The sequence below is a fragment of the Kitasatospora sp. MBT66 genome, from assembly GCF_000710405.2.
GTDB classification, from domain to species: domain Bacteria; phylum Actinomycetota; class Actinomycetes; order Streptomycetales; family Streptomycetaceae; genus Kitasatospora; species Kitasatospora purpeofusca.
Genome location: NZ_JAIY01000014.1, coordinates 2,031 through 23,468, shown reverse-complemented (window position 1 = coordinate 23,468; position 21,438 = coordinate 2,031). Strand labels below are relative to the sequence as shown.

Sequence of the window (21,438 nt, the reverse complement as noted above, 5' to 3'; positions counted from 1 at the left end):
CGTCGGCGACCTCGCCTTCCTACGGAGTGTTGCGTGCCCGCCGAAACGTAGGTGGGACGCGTACACACGTCGTATACGCTGGCTGGACGAGGGCAGGCCCGGTGGGCCGACACCCCCGGGCCGGCTCCGACGCAGCAGTACCCGACCGACGACCGCGTCAACCGAAAGCTGGTCCGCATGATCGAGCTCGACTTCGACGACGACGGCTTCCGCCGCAACGGCGCGCCGCACCGGATCGTCTCCGGAGCGCTGCACTACTTCCGGGTGCACCCGGAGCTGTGGGACGACCGGTTGGCCCGCCTGCGCGCGCTGGGCGCCAACACCGTTGACACCTACATCCCCTGGAACTTCCACGAACTGCCCTCCGGCGGGATCGACTTCACCGGCTGGCGGGACATCTCCCGGTTCGTCCGGACCGCCGAACGGCACGGCCTGGACGTGATCCTGCGCCCGGGGCCCTACATCTGCGCCGAGTGGGAGTCGGGCGGCCTGCCGGCCCGGCTGCTCACCGCCGAGGGGATGGGGCTGCGCAGCTCGGACCCGGCGTTCCTCGCCGAGGTGGACGGCTGGTTCGACGCCGTGGTGCCGGAGCTGCTGCCGCTGCTGGGCAGCCGGGGCGGGCCCGTGGTGGCCGTGCAGGTGGAGAACGAGTACGGGAGTTACGGCAACGACGCCGCCTATATGACGCATCTGCGGGACGGGCTGGTGACGCGCGGGGTGGACTGCCTGCTGTTCACCGCCGACGGTTCCGAGGACTTCATGCAGCAGGGCGGGGCGATCCCGGGTGTGCTGGCCACGGGGACGTTCGGTTCGCGCGCGCCGGAGCGCTTCGAGGTGCTGCGGCGGCAGCAGCCCAAGGGACCGCTGGCGGCGATGGAGTTCTGGATCGGCTGGTTCGACCGGATCGGTCAGCCGCACCATGTCCGGGACGTCGCGGAGACGGCTGCCTCGCTCGACGAGCTGCTCGCGACCGGCGCCTCGGTCAACCTCTACATGGCGCACGGCGGCACCAACTTCGGGTTCTGGGCGGGCGCCAACCACTCGGGCACCGGGCCCGAGACCGCCGGTTACGAGCCGACCGTGACCAGTTACGACTACGACGCGCCGATCGGCGAGGCGGGCGAGCTGACCGAGAAGTTCCACGCCCTGCGGTCCGTCATCGGCAAGTACGTGCCGCTCCCCGAGGGGGAACTCCCGGCCCGGCCGCCGCGACTGGAGCCCCGCCGGCTGGAGCGGGCGAGCGGCCGGGCGCGGCTGCTGGACTCCCTGGACGCGCTGTCGATGCCCCTGCACCGGCCGACCACCGAGCCGATGGAGCGGGTCGGCCAGTCGCTCGGCCTGATCCACTACCGCACGCACGTCCCCGGGCCGCGCCCGGAGATGCCGCTGCGGATCGACGGCGTCGGGGACCGCGCGCAGGTGTTCGCGGACGGCCGCCCGCTCGGCGTGCTGGACCGCAACTCCCCGGGCGGCACCCTGCCGCTGGCGGTGGGCCCGGCCGGGGTCACCCTGGACATCCTGGTCGAGGCGCTGGGTCGCGCCAACTACGGCCCGCAGCTGGACGATCGCAAGGGCATCCGGCGCGGCGTCCAGCACGAGCGCCAGCGGCTGCACAACTGGGAGATCCGACCGCTGCCGCTCGCCGACCTCTCCGCGCTGGCCTTCCGCGAGGACGTCGGCGCCGCCGGGGGCGACCCGGTCTTCCACCGGTTCGAGGCCGAGGTCGAGGCACCGGCGGACGCCTTCCTCGCGCTCCCGGACTGGGGCCGGGGCCTGCTCTGGCTCAACGGCTTCCTGCTCGGCCGCTACACCCACGAGGGCCCGCAGCGCACCCTGTACGCGCCGGGTCCGCTCTGGCTGCCGGGCCGCAACACCCTCGTGGTGCTCGAACTGGACCGCCACGCCGAGGCCCTGGAGATCCGCGACGAGCCGGACCTCGGCCCCACCACCCGCGCACCCAGCGCGGACTACTGACACCGACCCGCCCGCTCCCCGCCCGGCGCCGGAATACTTCGGCGCCGGGGCGGGTTGACGCCCCGGCAGGCCGGTGATCAAGGCCGCAGGAGCGCATTCAGGGGGAAGCATGTCCAGCAGTGACGTCGTCGGCGGAAGCGTGGCGCCGGGGTTCGAGGCGGTGCGGGAGGAGTTCGCCGCCGTGGTGGCGGAGGAGCCGGCGGGCGGTGGCGCGCAGCTCGCCGTGCACCTGGACGGGCGGCGGGTGGTGGACCTGTGGGCCGGCGAGGGGGTCTCCGGCGAGTCGCTGTTCGCGCTCTACTCCTCCGCCAAGGGGGCGGCGCACCTGGTGACGGCCCTGCTGGTGCAGGAGGGCGTGCTCGACCTGGACAAGGAAGTGGCCCACTACTGGCCGGAGTTCGCGGCCGAGGGCAAGGGCGCACTCACGTTCCGGCAGTTGCTGGAGCACCGGGCGGGGCTGATCGGGGTCGACGGCGGCTTCACGACGGAGGAGCTGGCGGACGACCGCCGGATCGCGGATCGGCTGGCCGGCCAGAAGCCCTACTGGGAGCCCGGGACGGCCTACGGCTACCACGCCTACGTCATCGGCGCGCTGACCGGCGAGGTGGTCCGCCGCCGGACCGGCCGCACGGTGCAGGAGCTGTTCGAGGAGCGGATCCGGGCCCCGTACGGGCTGGACTTCTTCCTCGGCCTGCCCGCGGAGCTGGAGTCGCGGTACCTGTCGGTGCTTCCGGCGGTCCCCCTCCCCGGTCAGCAGGGCGAGCAGCCGGCACCCGACAGCCTGATGGGGATCGCCTTCAACCTGAACGCCTCCCCGCCCACCGACCTGGCGGGCTTCGGCAACCTCCGCCCGGTGCAGGCCCAGGGCCCGGCCTCGACCGGCAGCTTCGGCAGCGCCCGCGGTCTGGCGGCGATGTACGCGGCGGCGGCACAGGGGCTGGACGGGCGGACGCCGTTCCTGGCACCGGCCACGATCGCCGAGTTCGGTCCGGTCCGCACGCACGGCACCGACCTGGTGACCGGCGAGGTGGACCACTTCGGCCTCGGCTTCGAGGCGCAGAGCACCCGCTTCCCGTTCCTCGGGGCGGAGGCCTTCGGTCACAGCGGCGCGGTGGGCGCGCAGTCCTTCGCCGATCCGCGCAGCGGCGTCGCCTACGGGTACACGCGGCGCCGGTTCAGCTCCCTCCCGCTCGGCCCGGAGAACCACCGGCTGGCCGAGGCCGTCGTCCGCGCCGCCGGGGCGGTGCGCGGGGCGGCCGGCTGACCGTCCGACCTCCGGGCCCGCGACAGCGACAGCGACAGCGACAGCGACAGCGACAGCGCTCGGAACGCGCCCCCGGGGGCGGCCGTGGAGCACGGCCGGCCCCGGGGGCGCGTCCGCGACTACTCGACGGTGACGCTCTTGGCGAGGTTGCGCGGCTTGTCGACGTCGCGCCCCAGCGCCACCGCCGCGTGGTACGCGAGCAGCTGGAGCGGGATGTTGAGCAGCAGCGGGTCCAGCTCGGGCTCGCTCTTGGGCACCAGGATGCAGTGGTCCGCGAGCTTCGCCTCGGGCCGGCGGTGAGCGACCGCGAGCACGCGGCCGGAGCGGGCCTTGATCTCGCCGAGGGTGGTGAGGTTCTTGTCGAGCAGCTCGTCGTCCGGGACGAGGGCGACGGTGGGCAGCTCGGGGCTGATCAGCGCCAGCGGGCCGTGCTTCAGCTCGCTCGCCGGGTAGGCCTCGGCGTGGACGTAGGAGATCTCCTTGAGCTTCTGCGCGCCCTCGCGGGCGACGGGGTAGCCGCGCACCCGGCCGATGAACATCATGCCCTCGGACCCGGCGTACTCGGCGGCGAGTTCGGCGATGGCGTCGCTCTGGGCGAGGACCTCGCGGATCTGGTCGGGCAGCGCCTTGAGGGCGGAGACGATCCGGCGGCCGTCGGCGGGCGAGAGGTCGTGGATCCGGCCGAAGTGCAGGGCGATCAGCGCGAAGGCGACCACGGTGGAGGTGAACGCCTTGGTGGAGGCGACCGAGATCTCCGGGCCGGCGTGCAGGTAGATGCCGCCGTCGCACTCGCGGGCGATGGCGCTGCCGACGGTGTTGACGACGCCGAGCACCCGGCCGCCCTTGCGCTTGACCTCCTGGACGGCGGCGAGCGTGTCGTAGGTCTCGCCGGACTGGCTGACCGCGATGTAGAGGGTGTCGGCCTCGATCACCGGGTTGCGGTAGCGGAACTCCGAGGCGGGCTCGCTGTGCGCGGGGATCCGGGCCAGCTCCTCGATCAGCTGGGCGCCCATCTCGCCGGCGTAGTAGGCGGAGCCGCAGCCGAGGATCTTGACCCGGCGGATCTCGCGCAGTTCGCGGGCGTCCAGGTTGAGGCCGCCGAGGTGGGCGGTGGCGAACCGCTCGTCGAGGCGGCCGCCGAGGGTGCGCTCGACCGAGCCGGGCTGCTCGTGGATCTCCTTGAGCAGGAAGTGCTCGTAGCCGCCGGTGTCGTAGGAGTCGATCTCCCAGTCCACGGTGGACGGCTGGCGGTGGGTGGTGCGGGCGTCCTCGGTGAAGGTGCGGAAGCCGTCGGCGCGGACGGTGGCCAGCTCACCGTCCTCCAGGTGGACCACCTGGCGGGTGTAGCGGACCAGGGCGGAGACGTCGGAGGCGACGAACATCTCCTTCTCCCCGATGCCGAGCACGATCGGGCTGCCGTTGCGGGCGACCACGATCCGGTCGGGCTGCTCGGCGTCGAGCACGGCGATGCCGTAGGTGCCGACGACCTTGCCGAGGGCGGCCCGCACGGCCTCCTCCAGCTCGACGCCCTCGGCGGCGTGGGCGGCGATCAGGTGGCCGAGCACCTCGGTGTCGGTCTCGGAGCGGAAGACGGCGCCGTCGGCGGCGAGCTTGGCCCGCAGCTCGTCGGCGTTCTCGATGATGCCGTTGTGGACGACGGCGATCCGCTCGGCGTTGTCGAGGTGCGGGTGGGCGTTGGCGTCGCTGGGGACGCCGTGGGTGGCCCAGCGGGTGTGGCCGATGCCGGTGGAGCCCTTGAACCGGGCGGGGACGGCGGCGGCGAGGTCGGCGACCCGGCCCTTGACCTTGCGGACCTTGATGCCGCCGGTGCGTCCGGCGACGGCGACGCCGGCCGAGTCGTAGCCCCGGTACTCCAGTCGGGCGAGGCCTTCCAGCAGGAAGGGCGTCGCGTCCTTGGGGCCGATGTAGGCCACGATTCCGCACATGGTGGTGGACTCCTTGGTTCCGTGGTTCCGGTCGGCCGACCGTCAGCCGTAGACGATCCGGCGCAGCTGGCGGGCCGAGAGCTCCGGGGCCGCGACCCGGCGGGCGGGCAGCTCCTCGGCGAGCCGGGCGAAGATCTTCTCGTTGGTCAGGCCGCGCGCCTGCAGCTCGCCGTGACGGCGGCGGACGTACTCCTCGGTGGTCTCGGAGAAGTACGCCAGCACCTCCGCCACCACCCGCGCCGCCTCCCGGGGCCCGAGCGGGCTGGTCCGGGTGAGGTGGGCGAGGAGGTCTTCGTGAGGGTGCGAGGAACCGGTCGAGCTGGACACAGTCGGTGACTCTAGGCCGCCCTCCCGGGAAAGATCAAAGATCCTGCCCGAAATCGGGCAGGATTCTGCGGCAATCGGCGCAGCATCGGGGTCTTGTCCGCACCGGGGCGACCACGTAGCGTGATGACCTGCTCACACACCGGGGGGAGTCACGCGGTGACCAGGGGGGCGGGAGCATCGGAAGAGTGTCAAAAGAACCGGAGGCTTGCTGATGTGCGGGATCACCGGATGGGTCGCCTACGACCGCGACCTGACCCTCGAACGCGAGGTGCTCGACGCCATGACCGCCACCCAGCTCTGCCGCGGCCCGGACGACGGCGGCGCCCATCTGGAGCGGCACGCCGCCCTCGGCCACCGGCGCCTGGCCGTGCTCGACCCCGAGGGCGGCGCCCAGCCGATGACGGCCGAGCACGACGGCCGGCTGCTGGCCGCCCTCAGCTACAACGGCGAGGTGTACAACCACCACGAGCTGCGCGCCGAGCTGGTGGCGGCCGGCCACCGCTTCCGCACCCGCGGCGACACCGAGGTGGTCCTGCGCGGCTACCTGGAGTGGGGCGAGCGCGTCGCCGAGCGGCTCAACGGCATGTTCGCCTTCGCCGTCTGGGACGCCCGCACCGAGGAGCTGCTGCTGGTCCGCGACCGGATGGGCGTCAAGCCGCTGCACTACCACCCCACCCCGGACGGCGTGGTCTTCGGCTCGGAGCCCAAGTCGCTGCTCGCCCACCCCGCGGTCCGCCCGGTGGTCGACCTGGACGGGCTGCGCGAGCTGATCGCCATGACCCGCACCCCCGGCCTCACCCCGTACCGGGGCATCGCCGAGGTCCGACCCGGCCACCTGGTGCGGGTGCGGCGCGGCGGCGTCTCGGTCCACCGCTACTGGGCGCTGGAGGCACGCCGGCACACCCAGGACCTCGCCACCACGATCGGCACCGTCCGGGCCCTGCTGGAGGACATCGTCCACCGCCAGCTGGAGGCCGACGTGCCGCTCTGCTCGCTGCTCTCCGGCGGCCTGGACTCCAGCGCGGTCACCGCCCTGGCCGCCCGCAGCCTGGACGCGGCGGGCGCCGGACCGGTCCGCTCCTTCGCGGTCGACTTCACCGGGCAGAGCGAGCACTTCCACCCGGACGCGGTGCGCACCACCCCGGACCGGCCGTACGCGGAACTGCTCGCCCGGCACGTGGGCGCCGACCACTCGGTGATCGAGCTGGACAGCGCCGCCCTCACCGACCCGGCGCAGCGGCTCGCCACCCTGCGGGCCCGGGACCTGCCGGGCGGCGTCGGCGACATGGACACCTCGCTGCTGCTGCTCTTCCGCGGGGTGCGCGAGCACTCGACGGTCGCGCTGTCCGGCGAGTCCGCGGACGAGCTGTTCGGCGGCTACCGCTGGTTCCACGACCCGAAGGCCCTCGACGCGGACGACTTCCCGTGGGCGACCGCGGTCAGCGGCTTCGGCGGCGCGGGCACCGGCCCGCGCGAGCAACTGCTGGACCGGGAACTGCTCGCCAAGCTCGACCTGCCCGGCTACCGCCGCGCCCGGTACCGGGAGGCGCTCGCCGAGGTGCCGCACCTGCCGGACACCGACCCGTTCGAACGGCGGATGCGGGAGGTGTCGTACCTCAACCTGACCCGCTTCGTCCGGATCCTGCTGGACCGCAAGGACCGGATGAGCATGGCCAACGGGCTGGAGGTGCGGGTGCCGTTCTGCGACCACCGGCTGGTGCAGTACGTCTTCAACACGCCGTGGACGATGAAGTCCTTCGACGGCCGGGAGAAGAGCCTGCTGCGCGCCGCCGTCCGGGACGTGCTGCCGGCCGAGATCGCCGACCGGATGAAGAGCCCGTACCCGATCGTCCAGGACCCGCGCTACCCGGAGCTGCTCCGCCGGGAACTCGCCGCACTGGCCGCCGACCCCGGCTCCCCCGCCCTCGCCCTGCTCGACCGCCGCGAACTCGCCGACGCGCTCGCCCCGGACACCGACCCGCAGACGGTCCGGCTGGCGGCGGATCTGGCCCTGGACCTGAACGCCTGGCTGACGGAGTACCAGGTGTCGCTGGAGCTCTGATCCCCGGTTGCGCCGAGTGCCCCGGGTGGTGCGCCGTTGCGCCACCCGGGGGAGGGTGACCCGCCGCGAACCCGCCTCGTTGACCGGGCGGGACGTGCGATAGCGTCGCCGACACCTCCCGAATGGCGGCCGAAAACACGGAATCCGAGACCCGTGCCGTCAGGATGGGGAACGTCCCGTCCGTCTCGATCCGCCGGGGGATCTCCGTCATGCAACCGCGAGCCTTCGCGATTCTCACCGCCCTGCTGCTCGGGGTGCTGGGCCTGGGGTCGGTGGCCGTCACCGACTGGACGCCCGAGCAGGCCGCCGACCGCGCGGCCGTCGCCCCGGCCGTCCCGGGGACCGAGGGCAGCACCGGTACGGCGGGCGCCGCGCCCGCCGGCACCGGGCAGCCGGCCGCGTCGGCCACCGCGACCGGGGACCCGGCGGTGTGGACCCGCTCGACGCTGCGCAACAAGCTGATGGCCGAGATGGACGCCAGCGACCCCGGCGTCGCCCTGGCCGACCTCGACCGGATCACCAAGCAGCTGCCGTACACCGTCCGGTTCTGCCACCCGATCGCCCACGAGCTCGGGCACGCGGCGGTCAAGCGGTTCAACGCCGACTTCCAGAAGGTCATCTCCTTCCCGCACGAGACCTGCGCGGCCGGCTACCTGCACGGCGCAGTGGAGGAGATGCTCAACGCCTCCGCCCAGCCGGAAACGGACCTGGTCAAGCTCTGCGCGCCCAAGAACAGCGGCCCGTGCATCCACGGCGTCGGCCACGGCACCATGTTCGTCGCCAAGCAGGACGTCGCCAAGGCGCGCGAGCTGTGCAACAAGTTCACCACCGACCAGAACCGGATCCGCTGCTCCGAGGGCCTGTTCATGCAGCTCTTCGGCCCGGACGAGGAGGACGAGAAGGCCAAGGCCAACCTCCCCGCCGACAAGCTCGCCCAGGACCCGCTGTACCCGTGCAAGGACCAGCCGGCGCTGTTCCAGTCCGCCTGCTTCTTCTACGCGCCGACCTTCTACCTCTCCTCGCACGACTACCCGAACCACCCCGAGGTGTACGCCGAGGCACTGAAGTGGTGCCTCAACGGCAAGGCCTCCGGCGGGGCGGTCGACTGCAGCCGGGGCGTCGGCTCGCGCACCATGAAGTACAACCTGGACCGCGAGGACTGGGCCGCCCAGCAGTGCGCCACCGCCGCGGACGGCTGGCAGCGCAAGGCCTGCGCCGAGGGCCTCGTCAGCTACTACACGGTCAACTACACGGACGGCGGTGCGGCCGGCCGGCTCTGCGCCAAGTTCTCCGACAAGGAGATGCAGGGCTACTGCCGCTCCGCCGGCGGGCTCTCCGCCTCCCTCGACTGACGCCCTCGCACCGCTCCCCCACTGACCCCCTCCGCTGATCCCCTCCACCGGGACCGGGGGGAATCCCGGATACCGGGCCCGCGCCGCACGGCGCGGGCCCGTTTCCGTAGGATCGCGGCGTTCGGGTGCGCCGAGGACGCCGCGCCACCGGGCCCCGCACCACCAGGAGCCACCGCATGACCTCCGACGACTTCCGCGCCGCCGCGCACACCGCCGCCGACCTGGCCGCCGACCACCTCGCCGGGCTCGCCGCCGGCCCGGTCTGGCAGCCGATGGACGACGCCGCCCGCCGCACCCTGCTGGACGCCCCGCTGCCCGCCGCCGGCCGTCCGCTGGACGAGCTGCTGGCCGCGGTCGGCCGCGACGTCCTGCCGTACCCGATGGGCAACGGCCACCCGCGCTTCTTCGGCTGGGTGAACTCCGCGCCCGCCCCGGCCGGTGTGCTCGCCACCCTGGCCGCCGCCGCGATGAACCCCAGCTCGGCCGGCGGCGACCACGCGGACGTCCACCTGGAGCGGGCCGTGGTCCGCTGGATCGCCGAACTCGTCGGCTTCCCGCACCCGCCCGGCGGCGGGCTGCTCACCTCCGGCACCTCGATGGCGACCATCGTCTGCCTCGCCGCCGCCCGCAACCGCGCCGCCCGCGACGCCGGGTGGGACGTCCGCGAGGACGGCCTGGCCGGGATGCCGCCACTCGTCGGCTACGTCACCGGCGAGACCCACTCCTGCGTCCGCAAGGCCGCCGAGCTGCTGGGCCTCGGCAGCAAGCACCTGCGCGTCGTGGCCACCGGCCCCGACGGCCGCCTCGACCCCGCCGGACTGCGCGCCGCGATCGCCGGCGACCGGGCCGCCGGACTGCTGCCGTTCCTGGTGGTGGCCTCGGCCGGCACGGTCGGCACCGGCGCGGTCGACGCCTTCGACCCGATCGCCGACCTGTGCGCCGAGGAGCGGCTCTGGCTGCACGTCGACGGCGCCTACGGGGCGTTCGGCGTGCTGGACCCGGAGATCGCCCACCGCTACGCCGGGCTGGCCCGCGCCGACTCGCTCGCCCTCGACCCGCACAAGTGGCTCGGCGTCCCGGTCGACTGCGGCTGCGCGCTGGTCCGCGACCCGGCCGAGCTGCGCGCCGCCTTCAGCCTCGTCCCCTCCTACCTGCGCGACGAGGCGGCCGGCGAGCTCGGCTGGTTCTCCGAGTACGGCACCGAGCAGACCCGCCCGTTCCGCGCCCTCAAGGTGTGGGCGACCATCGCCCACCGGGGCCGCGACGGCCTGGCCGCCGACATCGCCCGGACCACCGCCCTGGCCCGCCGGCTCGGCGAACTCGTCACCGCCGACCCCGACTTGGAACTCCTCGCCGAGGTCCAGACCTCCATCGTCGCGTTCCGGCTGCGCCCCGCCGACCCGACCGGCCCGGCCGACGAGGCCGCCCTCGACGCCCTCAACCGCGAGCTCCCCGCCGCCGTGCAGCGCCGCGGCCGCGCCTTCCTCACCGGCGCCCGCCTCGACGGCCGCGAGATCCTCCGCGCCTGCCTGCTCAACCCCGCCACCACCGAGGAGGACCTCGCCGTCCTGCTCGCCGAAGTGAAGGCCGCCGGGCGCGAGCACTCCGGGTGACCGCCGACGGTGATCGAGTCACGGCACCATTAACCGCGGGGTCACGGAGGATTCGTGATCGTGAAACACGGAAGCGGCAGATTGATGGCATGGAGCACACGGAGCAGCTGACGCCCACGACCGATCCGACCACGACCCCCTCCCGTGCCCAGCGCCGCGGCCTGCGCAACCACCGCTGGCGGCGCGACGCGGTGGAGCTCTCCGCCGTCTTCCTCTCGGTGACCGCCGCCGACCTGGTGGCCAAGCTCGTGGTGCACGGGCCGGACGGCCCGGCGGTGCTCGGCGCCTCCGCCGTCGCCCTGCTCGCCACCGCGCTGTTCCACACCTGGTGGGCGCACCGCCACCAGCTGCACGGCCCCCCGGCGCCGGACGCGCCCGCGCCGCCGGGGGCGCCGGGGGCGCCGGAGGCCGAGCCGCTGCGGGGACCGCTGCACGACTTCGAGGGCAGCACGCTGTGGCGGGTCCGCACCACCGTGCAGGACTCCCCCGGCAGTCTGGCCCGGGTCTGCGCGGCCCTCGCCGGGCGGCAGGTGAACATCGTCTCGATGCAGTCCCACCCGCTGCCGACCGGCGCCGTGGACGAGTTCTTCGTCCGCGCGCCGCGCTCGCTCAACCGGGCCGACCTGACCGCGCTGGTGGCCGGGGCCGGCGGGCACGACATCTGGACCGGCCCGGCCGACGCGCACGACCTGGTGGACGTGCCCACCCATGTGCTGGCCCTCGCCACCCGGACGGCGCTGGACGCCGCGGAGCTGCCGATCGCGCTGCGCCAGCTCTTCGGGCAGTGCAGCATCCGGCAGTACCCGGGGGCGGCCGCGCGCGGCACCGCCGGGGTGGACGGCCATGTGATGCGGCTGCCCGTCCCCTCGGGCGAACTGATCGAGCTCACCCGCCCGCAGCTGCCGTTCACCCCGACCGAGTTCGCCCGGGCGCAGGCCCTGGTCGAGCTGGACACCCTGCTCGGCCCCCGGGTCCCGGACGTCCGAGCCCGGCTGAGCGTGCCGGCCGGCGCCGAGCTGACCGTGCGGCGCGCGGACGCGGCCGACAAGGCGGCCGCGCTGGCGATGCACCACCGCTGCTCCCCCGAGACCCTGCGCAAGCGCTACCACGGGCCGGTCCGGGACGCCGACCGCTACCTGGACCACCTGCTGGACGCCCGGCACGGGCAGGCCCTGGCGGTGGAGACGGCGGACGGGCGGATCGTCGCCCTGGGGCACCTGATGTGGGACGACGACAGCGCCGAGGTGGCGGTGCTGGTCGAGGACGCCTGGCAGCGGCGCGGGCTGGGTCTGGACCTCATGCGGCGGATGTCCGCGCTGGCCCTGGAGGCCGGGGTGGAGACGGTGTACGCGGTCACCCAGTCGTCCAACACCGGGCTGATCGCGACCATGCGCCGGCTGGCGGCGCCGCTCGACTACGAGGTGGACGAGGGCACCCTGGTGATCACCGCCCATCTGGCGGAGGCCGCCGAGGAGCTCCCGGTGCCCTGGCAGACCCGTCCGGGCCGCTGAGAACGGAGCGTCCCCAGAACCGCTCACAGGCTGTCCGCGGGGCCGCGCGACCCTGCGATCGAGCCGTACCGGTGAGCAGATCGGACAGGTCCGGTAATCGTCCGGTCATTTCTTCACCACATCCTCACCAAGAACCTCACCGGCCCCGGGCCGGGCGGCCCCCGCGCCGCCCGGCCCGGGGCGCGCGCGGAACCGCCGCACCCCGCTCACGCGTCCCCGACGGCGAACGGCCCGTCCGTACACCGCCGATCCTGACCTCGCGTCAGGACCTCCCGGACCGCCGCTCCCGGGGCGTCGCAGCAGGCGGCACGGGGTCCGGGGCGTCGAGCCGGGCGGCGGAGTCGGTAGGCTGATCCCGTCCCCGCCGCCCGACGGCCCGTAGTCCGGCCCCCGGGCGGTGCCGCAGCAAGGAGGAACCACTGAGCATGGCAGGCACCGAATCGGAGCCCACAGGCGCACGCGACGCCTCGCTGCCGGCACGCGCGAAGATCGCGGTGACCGCCGGCAAGGTGGCCGCCGCCGTGTCCCGCAAGGCCGGCCGAGGCAGCGGCTCGGTGATCGGCGGCAAGGTCGCGCTCAGGCTCGACCCGGATCTGCTCGCCACCCTCGCCGACCACCTGGACGTGGTGCTGGTCAGCGCCACCAACGGCAAGACCACCACCACCCGCCTGATCGCCGAGGCGCTGCGCGCCGCCGGCCCGGTGGTCTCCAACGCCCTGGGCGCCAACATGCCGGCCGGCATCACCTCCGCCCTGGCCGGCGGCTCGGAGGCCCGCTTCGGCGTGATCGAGGTCGACGAGAAGTACCTGGCCGGCGTCGCCCGCGACACCCGGCCCAAGGCGATCGCCCTGCTCAACCTCTCCCGCGACCAGCTCGACCGCGCGGCGGAGACCCGGATGATGGCCGAGAAGTGGCGCGAGGGCCTCCAGGACACCGAGGCCGTGGTGATCGCCAACGCCGACGACCCGCTGGTGACCTGGGCCGCCTCCTCCTGCAAGAAGGTGGTCTGGGTGGCCGCCGGACAGGCGTGGAAGGAGGACGCCTGGTCCTGCCCCGCCTGCGGCGGTGTGATGCAGCGCCCCGGCGACGACTGGTTCTGCCAGGAGTGCGGCTTCCGGCGCCCCAACCCGCACTGGGCGCTCCAGGGCACCCATGTGATCGACCCGCAGCGCGGCGCCTGGCCGATCCAGCTCCAGCTGCCCGGCCGGGCCAACCTCGCCAACGCCACCAGCTCGGCCGCCGTCGCCGCCGTGTTCGGCGTCTCCCCGCAGGTCGCCCTGGAGCGGATGCGCGGCGTCAGCGCGGTCGCCGGCCGCTACGACGTGGTGCAGTACCAGGGCCGTGACATAAGGCTGCTGCTGGCCAAGAACCCGGCCGGCTGGCTGGAGACCTTCTCGCTGATCGACGGCCCGCCCACCCCGGTGGTGCTCTCGGTCAACGCGCTCGACGCGGACGGCACCGACACCTCCTGGCTGTGGGACGTCGACTACGAGCGGCTGGCCGGGCACCCGGTCTTCGTGCTGGGCCAGCGCAAGCTGGACCTCGCGGTGCGCCTGGAGGTCGCCGGGCTGCAGTTCCACGTCGTGGACTCGCTGGAGCAGGCCGTCCGGATGGCCCCGCCCGGCCGGATCGAGGCGATCGCCAACTACACCGCCTTCCAGCAGCTGCGGAAGGTCGTGGCCGGCTGATGCCGGAACGGCACCCGCAGCCCCCAGCAGCCCACCGCACGTACGTCATGGAAGGCCTTCGAGGATGAGTGAGAGCAGCCTGCGCGTGGTCTGGGTCTACCCCGACCTGCTCAGCACCTACGGCGACCGGGGCAATGCCCTGGTCGTGGAGCGCCGGGCCCGCCAGCGCCATCTCAACGTGACCCGGATCGACGTCCGCTCCGACCAGTCGGTGCCCACCAGCGGGGACATCTACCTGATCGGCGGCGGCGAGGACCGCCCGCAGCGGCTGGCCGCCGAGCGGCTGCGCAACGACACCGGGCTGGTGCGGGCGGCCGAGAACGGCGCGATCATCCTCGGGGTCTGCGCCGGCTTCCAGATCCTCGGCCACGAGTTCGTCAACGACCTCGGCCAGCGCGAGCCGGGCCTCGGCCTGCTGGACGTGTGGACCACCCGCGGCGAGGGCGAGCGCTGCGTCGGCGACGTGCTGGCCGACGTGGACCCGCAGCTCGGCCTGCCGCAGCTGACCGGGTTCGAGAACCACCAGGGCGTGACCCACCTCGGCCAGGGCGTCAAGCCGCTGGCCCGGGTCACCGCTGGCCGGGGCAACGGCACCGGCGACGGCACCGAGGGCGCCTGGCGGGACACCGTCTTCGGCACCTACCTGCACGGCCCCGTACTGGCGCGCAACCCCGCCGTCGCGGACATGCTGCTCAAGCTGGCGCTGGACGTGAACGCCCTGCCGCCGGCCGACACCACCTGGTACGACGCGTTGCGCGCCGAGCGCATCGCGGCCACGACGCGCCCCGCGTAGTACTCCCCCGGTCCGTCCGCCCGGTGCCCGCGATGCGGTCATGGGCTCCCCGGGCGGGCCGGGACGTACGACAATGGGGCTGCCCCGTCCCGGGGCTGCCGGCTGCACACCCTCCTCGGCAGCAGGCTGCATTTCCACGCGGGGGCGTCGACGACGCCGCTCCCGCGTCGGCTCCTGCCCGGCCGGACGCAGGCGCCGTATGCTCGACTCCACGGCCGGTTTCGGGTGTTCTGTCCGAATCGGCCGGTCCTTCACCCGACGGTCACCTCCGCGCCCACCCGGCGCGGGTACGGCCTGTCGTGGTGGCGGTCCGTCGTCCCAGCCTGTAGTCCGGCCGTTCCTCGGTTCTGCTCGGGAGTTGCAAAGCAATGCGTATTGGAGTGCTGACCAGCGGCGGTGACTGCCCCGGCCTGAACGCGGTGATCCGGTCCGTGGTCCACCGGGGGGTGGTCGACCACGGCGACGAGATCATCGGGTTCGAGGACGGCTGGCGCGGTTTCCTCGAAGGGCACCACCGGCCCCTGACCCTCGACTCGGTGAGCGGCATCCTGGCCCAGGGTGGCACCATCCTCGGGTCGTCCCGGGTCCAGCCCAGCCATCTGCGCGACGGCGTCGAGCGCGCCAAGAAGTACTGCGCGGACCTCGGCCTGGACGCGGTGATCCCGATCGGCGGCGAGGGCACCCTCAAGGCCGCCAAGCTGATGAGCGACGCGGGCCTGCCGATCGTCGGCGTCCCGAAGACCATCGACAACGACATCGCCTGCACCGACGTCACCTTCGGCTTCGACACCGCCGTCTCGGTCGCCACCGAGGCGCTGGACCGGCTGAAGACCACGGCGGAGTCGCACCAGCGCGTCATGGTGGTCGAGGTCATGGGCCGCCACACCGGCTGGATCGCCCTCAACGCGGGCATGGCGGCCGGCGCGCACGCGATCATCGTGCCGGAGCGCCCGTTCCACATCGAGAAGCTCACCGCGGTCGTCCGGGAGCGCTTCGACCGCCAGAAGAAGTTCGCCATCGTGGTCTGCGCCGAGGGCGCCAAGCCCGAGCCCGGCACCATGCACTGGGAGGAGGGCAGCAAGGACATCTACGGCCACGAGCGCTTCACCGGCATCGCCACGCAGCTCTCCGGCGAGCTGGAGCACCGGCTCGGCAAGGAGGCCCGTCCGGTCATCCTGGGCCACACCCAGCGCGGCGGCACCCCGACCGCCTACGACCGGGTCCTCGCCACCCGCTTCGGCTGGCACGCCGTGGAGGCCGTCCACAAGGGCGCCTTCGGGCACATCACCGCCCTCCAGGGCACCAACATCAACCTGGTACCGCTGGCCGAGGCGGTGGCCGAACTGAAGACCGTCCCGGCCGACCGCTACCTGGAGGCCGAGACGGTCATCTGACCGCCCGCCCCCTGTACGTCCGGTGCCCCGGCCCCCGAGAGCGCGAGTCTCGGGGGCCGGGGCCGTTCGCGGCGACTGCCCCGCCGGGAGCGGAACCGGACCGGCGGCGATCAGCGATCAACCGGTCAGCCGGTCAACCGATCAGCCGGTCAACCGGTCAGAACCCGGTGTCGTAGGTGTAGGTGCCGCTGTGGTCGAGCAGGTCGGCCGGGGTGACCGTGTTCCACGGCTTCATCCGCTCGTTGAGGTCGACCACGTCGGGCGTGCCGGCCGTCGGCAGATAGGTCTTGCCGGGGTTGCGCTTCTGCCACTCGGACCACAGCTTGTCGACGAAACAGTGGTGCAGCCAGAACACCGGGTCGTTGGGCGACATCCCGGTGGCCATCTGGCCGCCCACCCAGACGTGCACCCGGTTGTGCAGGTTGACCCCGCGCCACCCCTCCAGGTTGTTGCGGAAGCCGGCCGAGGAGCTGTTCCACGGCGCGGCGTCGTAGGTGGTGATGGCGAGCACCGACTCGGTGTCGGCCCGGCTGGGCAGCTGCGCCACCCCGGTGCCGAGCTGGCGGCGCAGATAGGTGCGGCTGTCGGTGTTGACGTTGAGCCGCCAGTTGCCGCCGGAGAAGGCGAACGGACCGGTGGTCACCTGGCCGTCGCTGCTGCGGCCGTTGCCGCCCATGAAGTCGGCGCCCCAGATGCCGGCGGTGGCGGTGCGGTCGGCGGTCCAGTCCCAGTACGGGAGGTTGACGCTGGGGTCGACGGCCTGCAGCGCCCGCTCGAACTCCAGCAGGTACTGGCGGTGCCAGGGCAGGAAGGAGGGCGAGCGGTGCCCGGTGCGCTCGCCGTTGTCGACGTCGCTGACGATGAACTGGTTGTGCGTGGTGACGAACGGGTCGTAGCCGCCGTTCGCCTTGAGTGCCAGCACGGCGTTGACGAAGGCGCGCTTCTCCTGGGCCGTCAGGTTCGCCTGGTTCTTGCGGACTCCCATGAGTCCCCCCTCTGGTGGTGGTGGTCTGTCGGTCTCGGGTGGCCGGGTGGGCCGGATGCGGCCGGTGGGCCGGGTGGGCCGGTGGCCGGAATCAGGCGGTGACGATCGGGACGAGCGTCGCGCCCTGGAGGTCGTTGACGGCGGCCCGGGCGAGCGCGCGCGGCGTCGCGAAGGTCTGGTAGTGGTTGACGACGCTGATCCAGGTGCCGTCGGCGTTGCGCATCATGTGCAGCTCGTCGCCGTCGATCCGCACCTCGTAGCCGGTGCCGGCGCCGCCCCCGTGGTGGTGGCTCCCCCCGTCGGCCGGGCGGCCCTGGATCCGTCGGCCCTGGAAGACCTCGTCGAAGCTGTCGGACGCGCCCGGGTCCGCGGCGGTGGCGGCCCCGCCGCCGGGCCCCGCGAGACCGATCACGACGGTGCCGGTGGCGACGGTCAGGGCGGCCGCGGCCCCCTGGAGCATCCGTCGGCGCGTCAGCTCCGTGGCATGGGTGTCTTCGGACATGGTGGTACCCCCTCGAGTGCCCGGGGCTGTGGTTCGGGCACTGTTCACGAACGATTGGTTAATCGTTAAACGAAGGTGATTCCTTGATCGAATCACTCGTTTCGATGGTCGCAAGCCTTGTTGACCTACGGAACAGCCGATCGGCGGGGGTACGTAGGGTTGCGTATAAATTCGGTCATTTTCTGTCACGTGCCGAACACGCACCGATCACACCGGCGGGTACCCCGGCGGCCGCCCAGCAGTCACCCGACGGCCACCCCGGCGGCGTCCGCCTGGCGGGACCGGGCGAAGGCGCCCTAGCGTGACCGGAGGAGCGCAACGGACCGGACGGACCCAGGAGGGACCAGGCGATGGAGATCCTCGCGTACGGCGTACAGGCCGACGAGCGACCGCTGCTGGAGAAGGCCTTCGCGGGCCGGCACGCCCTGCGCTGCCTCTCCGTCTTCCTCAACCGCGACACCGCCCCGCTCGCCGCCGGGTACCCGGTGGTCAGCAGCAGCGTCAACGCCGAACTCGACGCCGGCACCCTCGCCGTCCTCGCCGCCGGCGGCACCGAGCTGGTCGTCCAGCGCTCCACCGGCTTCAACAACATCGACCTCGACGCCGCGGCAAGCCTCGGCCTGACTGTCGCCCGCGTCTCCCACTACAGCCCCTACGCCGTCGCCGAACACGCGTGGACGCTGGCCCTGGCCGTCAACCGCCGCCTCACCCGCGCCGCCAACCGCTCCCGCGAGTTCGACTTCCGCCTCGACGGCCTGCTCGGCCGCGACATCCACGGCATGACCGTCGGCGTCATCGGCACCGGCAAGATCGGCGAGTGCTTCGCCCGCATCGCGGCCGGATTCGGCACCCACCTCCTCGGCTGGGACATCGCCCCCAACCCCGCCTGCCTCGACCTCGGCATGACCTACACCGAACTCCCCGAACTCCTCTCCCGCGCCGACCTCGTCAGCCTCCACGTCCCCCTGCTGCCCTCCACCCACCACCTCATCGACGCCGCCGCCCTCGCCCGCATGAAGGAGGACGCCATCCTGGTCAACTCCAGCCGCGGCGGCCTCGTCGACAGCGCCGCCCTCGTCGAGGTCCTCCGCGCCGGACACCTCTCCGGCGTCGGCCTCGACGTCTACGAGGAGGAGACCGGCGTCTTCTTCACCGACCGCTCCATCGAAGGCATCACCGACGACACCCTCGCCCGCCTCGTCACCTTCCCCCAGGTCCTGGTCACCAGCCACCAGGCCTACTTCACCCGCACCGCCGTCGGCCAGATCATCGACGCCACCGTCCGCAACGTCGACGACTACGCCAACGGCCGCACCAACGAAAACACCCTCGTCCCGAAAAGCTGACCCACCGACGCACCGGAACCGACGACCGTCAGGGACTTTTGCACGAGCCTCGCACCCGACGGGTGATCCGGCGGCTGTCGCCAGCGGAGTGGAGCCGGACGTCGACCCGGGGGACCGTCCGCCGTACGGCAGGGCCGCACGGCGGGGCCCCGGGCCGTCAGGGGGCGGCGCTCCCGCGGGCGGTCTCGGCCGCCAGCAGCTCGGGGAGGTCGCCGAGCCGGTCGAGCCCCCCGACGGCGCGGGCGGTGCGGTGGTTGGCGGCCAGCAGTGCGCGGTGGCGGTGGACGAAGGACCAGTAGCCGGCCGTGAACGGGCAGGCACGCTCCCCGGTCCGGTCACCGGGCCGGTAGGCGCACGGGCGGCAGAGGTCGCTCATCCGGTTCAGATAGGCGCCGCCGCAGGTGTAGGGCTTGGTGGTCGTGGTGCCGCCGTCGGCGTACTGCGACATGCCGATCACGTTGGGGACCATCACCCAGTCGTAGCCGTCCACGAAGCTGCGGTGGAACCAGTCGGTGACCGCGGCCGGGTCGTAGCCGTGCTGCAGGGCCCAGTTCCCGAGCACCATCAGCCGCGGGACGTGGTGGGTCCATCCGGTGTCGCGGACCTGGGCGAGCACGCGGGAGAGGCAGCGGGCCCGCACCGCGTCCGCGTCCAGCTCGGCGAACCAGTCGGGCAGCGGGGTGCGGTGGCCGAGTGCGTTGCGGTTCCGGTGGTCCTCACCGAGGTACCAGTACAACTGCCAGACGTACTCGCGCCACCCGGCCACCTGCCGGACGAACCCCTCCACGCTGTTGAGCGGCGCGTCCCCGGAGCGGTAGGCGTCCTCGGCGCGGCGCACGCACTCGCCCGGGTCGAGCAGGCCGAGATTCAGCGGGACGGAGAGCAGGCTGTGCGCCATCCACGGGTCGGCCGCCAGGACGGCGTCCTCCCAGCGACCGAAGTGGGGCAGGCGGGCGGTCGCGAAGTGCTCCAGCGCTTGCACGGCCTCGGCGCGGGTGGCGGCGAAGCGGCGGGGGCCGTCCCGTCCGACGAAGCGCACCTCGCCGGACTGCTCCCAGCGGTCGAGGTCGGCCCGCACCTCCTCGTCGATCTCGTCCTCCTCCGGCCACAGGGGCGGCGGCACGGGCAGGACGGACCTCCCGCGCGGCGGCGGCTCCCGGTTGTCGGCGTCCAGGTTCCACCGGCCGCCGACGGGCTCCCCGCCGGGGTCCAGGAGCAGGTGCTCGGCCCTGCGGACCCGCCGGTAGAAGTCCTCCATCAGCAGCAGCCGCCCGCCGAGGCCGTCCGCCCAGCGGCGGAAGTCGCCGAACGGCACCAGGAAGCCGCGTGGCGGGAGCACCTCCACCCGCGGCAGCGCCGTGACCAGACCGAGTGCCGCCCTGGACGTCGGGTGGCAGACCGTGACGGAGTTCTCCCCCACGGCCTGCCGCAGCCCCTCCCGGTAGGTCTCCGCCCGGACGTAGCGGGCCCGCTCGCCGAGTTCGGCGGCCCGGTGCCGCATCGCGGACAGCACCAGGTGGGCCTTCGCCCGGTGGAAGCGCCGGCGGCGGAACACCGACCGGGCCTCGACGACGACCACGGGCGCGTCGGGATCCGGTCCGGGCCCGTGCGGGGCGAGGAAGTGCGGGCCGAGCTGGTCCCCGAACAGCCAGTGCGGCCGGGGCCCGCTCACCGGGCCGCTCCCGCGCGACCCGCCCGAACGGAGCGGTGGTCCGCGGGAGGCCCGTCACCGAGGTCCATGACGACCCCCTTCTCCGACGGGGAGGCGGACGCCCCCACCGTCCAGCATCGGCGGCCCGAACGGTCCGGCCGAACCGCACCGTTCGCGCAGCGTTGCGCCGAGCGGCCGGCGGGTACTCCCGGTGAGTCCCGGCCGGGTGCCCGCCCCGGGGCCGCCTGCCGCCACGGTGTGCGCCCGGTGTTCACCGGACGCGCCCGGCCGTCGTGGACGGCGAGGCCGCGGGTTCGCCCCGCCGCCCGGACGGAGCCAGCACGGCCGCGCCCTGGACCAGGGCGTCCAGGACGGCGCCGACCCAGCTGTCCAGGTCCGCTCCGGGCGGGAGCGGAGGGGCGGAGCCGGCCAGGGCCCGGTCGGCGAAGCCGGTGTCGAGGTGGGGCAGACGTGCGTCCAGGACCGAGACCCCGTGGTGGGCGTACTCGACACGTGCGGTGCCCAGCCAGGCCGACAGCGCGGCCTTGGAGGCCCGGTACGCGGCGGCGCCGCCGAGCGGGCGGTCGACGATCACGCCGGTGATCGCCCCGACGGACCCGCCCGGGCCGATCAGGGGGAGTGCGCCTTCGAGCACCGCCATGGGGGCGAGGGCGTTGACGGTCATCAGGTGCTCCTCCATCTCCGGGCCCAGCTGCGAGCAGTGCCCGAACGCGACCGCGCCGATCGCGACCAGGACGGCGTCAAGGCCGCCGAGCTGCTCGGCCGCCCTCGGTCCGAGGGCGCGGCCCCCCTCGAGGTCGTACGCGTCGAAGACGAGACCGGGACCGGCGCGGGCGCGCCGGGCGGCGTGGGCCAGGCGCCGCGGATCCCGGCCGGCCACCGCCACCCGGGCGCCCCGTGCCGCGGCTGCCGCCGCCAGCTCGCCGCCGATGGCACCGGAGGCGCCGACCACCAGGAGCTTCAGATCCACGATCTCCACGAAGGACCTCCGGCGTTTCGGGTTCGGCGG

At 73.6% G+C, this 21,438-nt stretch carries 16 protein-coding genes; 10 read left to right on the top strand and 6 right to left on the bottom strand.

Annotation, left to right across the window (positions count from 1 at the left end):
* Window positions 1–177 precede the first annotated feature (177 nt).
* Both BI06_RS34655 and BI06_RS34650 read left to right on the top strand, forming a co-directional pair.
* Window positions 178–1,974, top strand: coding sequence for a beta-galactosidase (locus tag BI06_RS34655; protein WP_030396257.1), 1,797 nt, complete (start codon window positions 178–180; stop codon window positions 1,972–1,974).
* 109 nt (window positions 1,975–2,083) lie between these two features.
* On the top strand, window positions 2,084–3,238 hold the full coding sequence (locus BI06_RS34650) for an EstA family serine hydrolase (protein ID WP_030396258.1): 1,155 nt from the start codon (window positions 2,084–2,086) through the stop codon (window positions 3,236–3,238).
* A 119-nt stretch (window positions 3,239–3,357) separates the two neighbouring features.
* On the opposite strand, the gene glmS is transcribed toward BI06_RS34650, so the two are convergent.
* Complete coding sequence (glmS, locus tag BI06_RS34645) at window positions 3,358–5,184, bottom strand: glutamine--fructose-6-phosphate transaminase (isomerizing) (protein ID WP_030396259.1); 1,827 nt, start codon at window positions 5,182–5,184, stop codon at window positions 3,358–3,360.
* 42 nt (window positions 5,185–5,226) lie between these two features.
* Entirely contained in the window at window positions 5,227–5,511 is a 285-nt protein-coding gene (locus BI06_RS34640; protein WP_030396260.1) for a hypothetical protein, read from the bottom strand.
* Window positions 5,512–5,722: 211 nt separating this feature from the next.
* On the opposite strand from BI06_RS34640, the gene asnB reads away from it, so the two are divergent.
* The 7 genes from asnB (at window position 5,723) to BI06_RS34605 (ending at window position 15,924) form a co-directional block, all read left to right on the top strand.
* The gene (asnB, locus tag BI06_RS34635; RefSeq protein WP_030396261.1) at window positions 5,723–7,573 is read left to right on the top strand and encodes an asparagine synthase (glutamine-hydrolyzing); all 1,851 of its coding nucleotides are present in this window, start codon (window positions 5,723–5,725) and stop codon (window positions 7,571–7,573) included.
* A 209-nt stretch (window positions 7,574–7,782) separates the two neighbouring features.
* Window positions 7,783–8,925, top strand: a complete 1,143-nt coding sequence (locus tag BI06_RS34630) for a hypothetical protein (RefSeq protein ID WP_149030576.1) — start codon at window positions 7,783–7,785, stop codon at window positions 8,923–8,925.
* Between the two features lie 176 nt (window positions 8,926–9,101).
* A complete protein-coding gene (locus tag BI06_RS34625; protein WP_043475003.1) occupies window positions 9,102–10,538 on the top strand; it encodes a pyridoxal-dependent decarboxylase in 1,437 nt (478 codons plus the stop codon).
* A gap of 89 nt (window positions 10,539–10,627) precedes the next feature.
* Window positions 10,628–12,049, top strand: a complete 1,422-nt coding sequence (locus BI06_RS34620; protein WP_051742589.1) for a GNAT family N-acetyltransferase — start codon at window positions 10,628–10,630, stop codon at window positions 12,047–12,049.
* A 425-nt stretch (window positions 12,050–12,474) separates the two neighbouring features.
* Window positions 12,475–13,737, top strand: coding sequence for a MurT ligase domain-containing protein (locus tag BI06_RS34615; RefSeq protein ID WP_030396265.1), 1,263 nt, complete (start codon window positions 12,475–12,477; stop codon window positions 13,735–13,737).
* Window positions 13,738–13,801: 64 nt separating this feature from the next.
* Window positions 13,802–14,530 (top strand): type 1 glutamine amidotransferase, encoded by a 729-nt coding sequence (locus BI06_RS34610; RefSeq protein ID WP_030396266.1) that lies wholly within the window; start codon window positions 13,802–13,804, stop codon window positions 14,528–14,530.
* A 368-nt stretch (window positions 14,531–14,898) separates the two neighbouring features.
* Window positions 14,899–15,924, top strand: a complete 1,026-nt coding sequence (locus BI06_RS34605) for a 6-phosphofructokinase (protein ID WP_030396267.1) — start codon at window positions 14,899–14,901, stop codon at window positions 15,922–15,924.
* Window positions 15,925–16,081: 157 nt separating this feature from the next.
* Here the strand turns inward: BI06_RS34605 and BI06_RS34600 are convergent, their stop codons facing one another.
* Both BI06_RS34600 and BI06_RS34595 read right to left on the bottom strand, forming a co-directional pair.
* Window positions 16,082–16,909: a tyrosinase family protein gene (locus BI06_RS34600; protein WP_030396268.1), complete on the bottom strand. Its 828-nt coding sequence runs from the start codon at window positions 16,907–16,909 to the stop codon at window positions 16,082–16,084.
* Between the two features lie 91 nt (window positions 16,910–17,000).
* On the bottom strand, window positions 17,001–17,411 hold the full coding sequence (locus BI06_RS34595) for a tyrosinase cofactor (protein WP_030396269.1): 411 nt from the start codon (window positions 17,409–17,411) through the stop codon (window positions 17,001–17,003).
* Between the two features lie 350 nt (window positions 17,412–17,761).
* Here BI06_RS34595 and BI06_RS34590 point away from each other — a divergent pair, with 350 nt between their 5' ends.
* Window positions 17,762–18,757, top strand: a complete 996-nt coding sequence (locus tag BI06_RS34590; RefSeq protein ID WP_043475000.1) for a 2-hydroxyacid dehydrogenase — start codon at window positions 17,762–17,764, stop codon at window positions 18,755–18,757.
* A 157-nt stretch (window positions 18,758–18,914) separates the two neighbouring features.
* On the opposite strand, the gene BI06_RS34585 is transcribed toward BI06_RS34590, so the two are convergent.
* The gene (locus BI06_RS34585) at window positions 18,915–20,429 is read right to left on the bottom strand and encodes a cryptochrome/photolyase family protein (RefSeq protein WP_043474999.1); all 1,515 of its coding nucleotides are present in this window, start codon (window positions 20,427–20,429) and stop codon (window positions 18,915–18,917) included.
* Between the two features lie 250 nt (window positions 20,430–20,679).
* On the bottom strand, window positions 20,680–21,438 hold a 759-nt coding region (locus BI06_RS55230; protein WP_206743648.1), incomplete at its 5' end, for an SDR family NAD(P)-dependent oxidoreductase.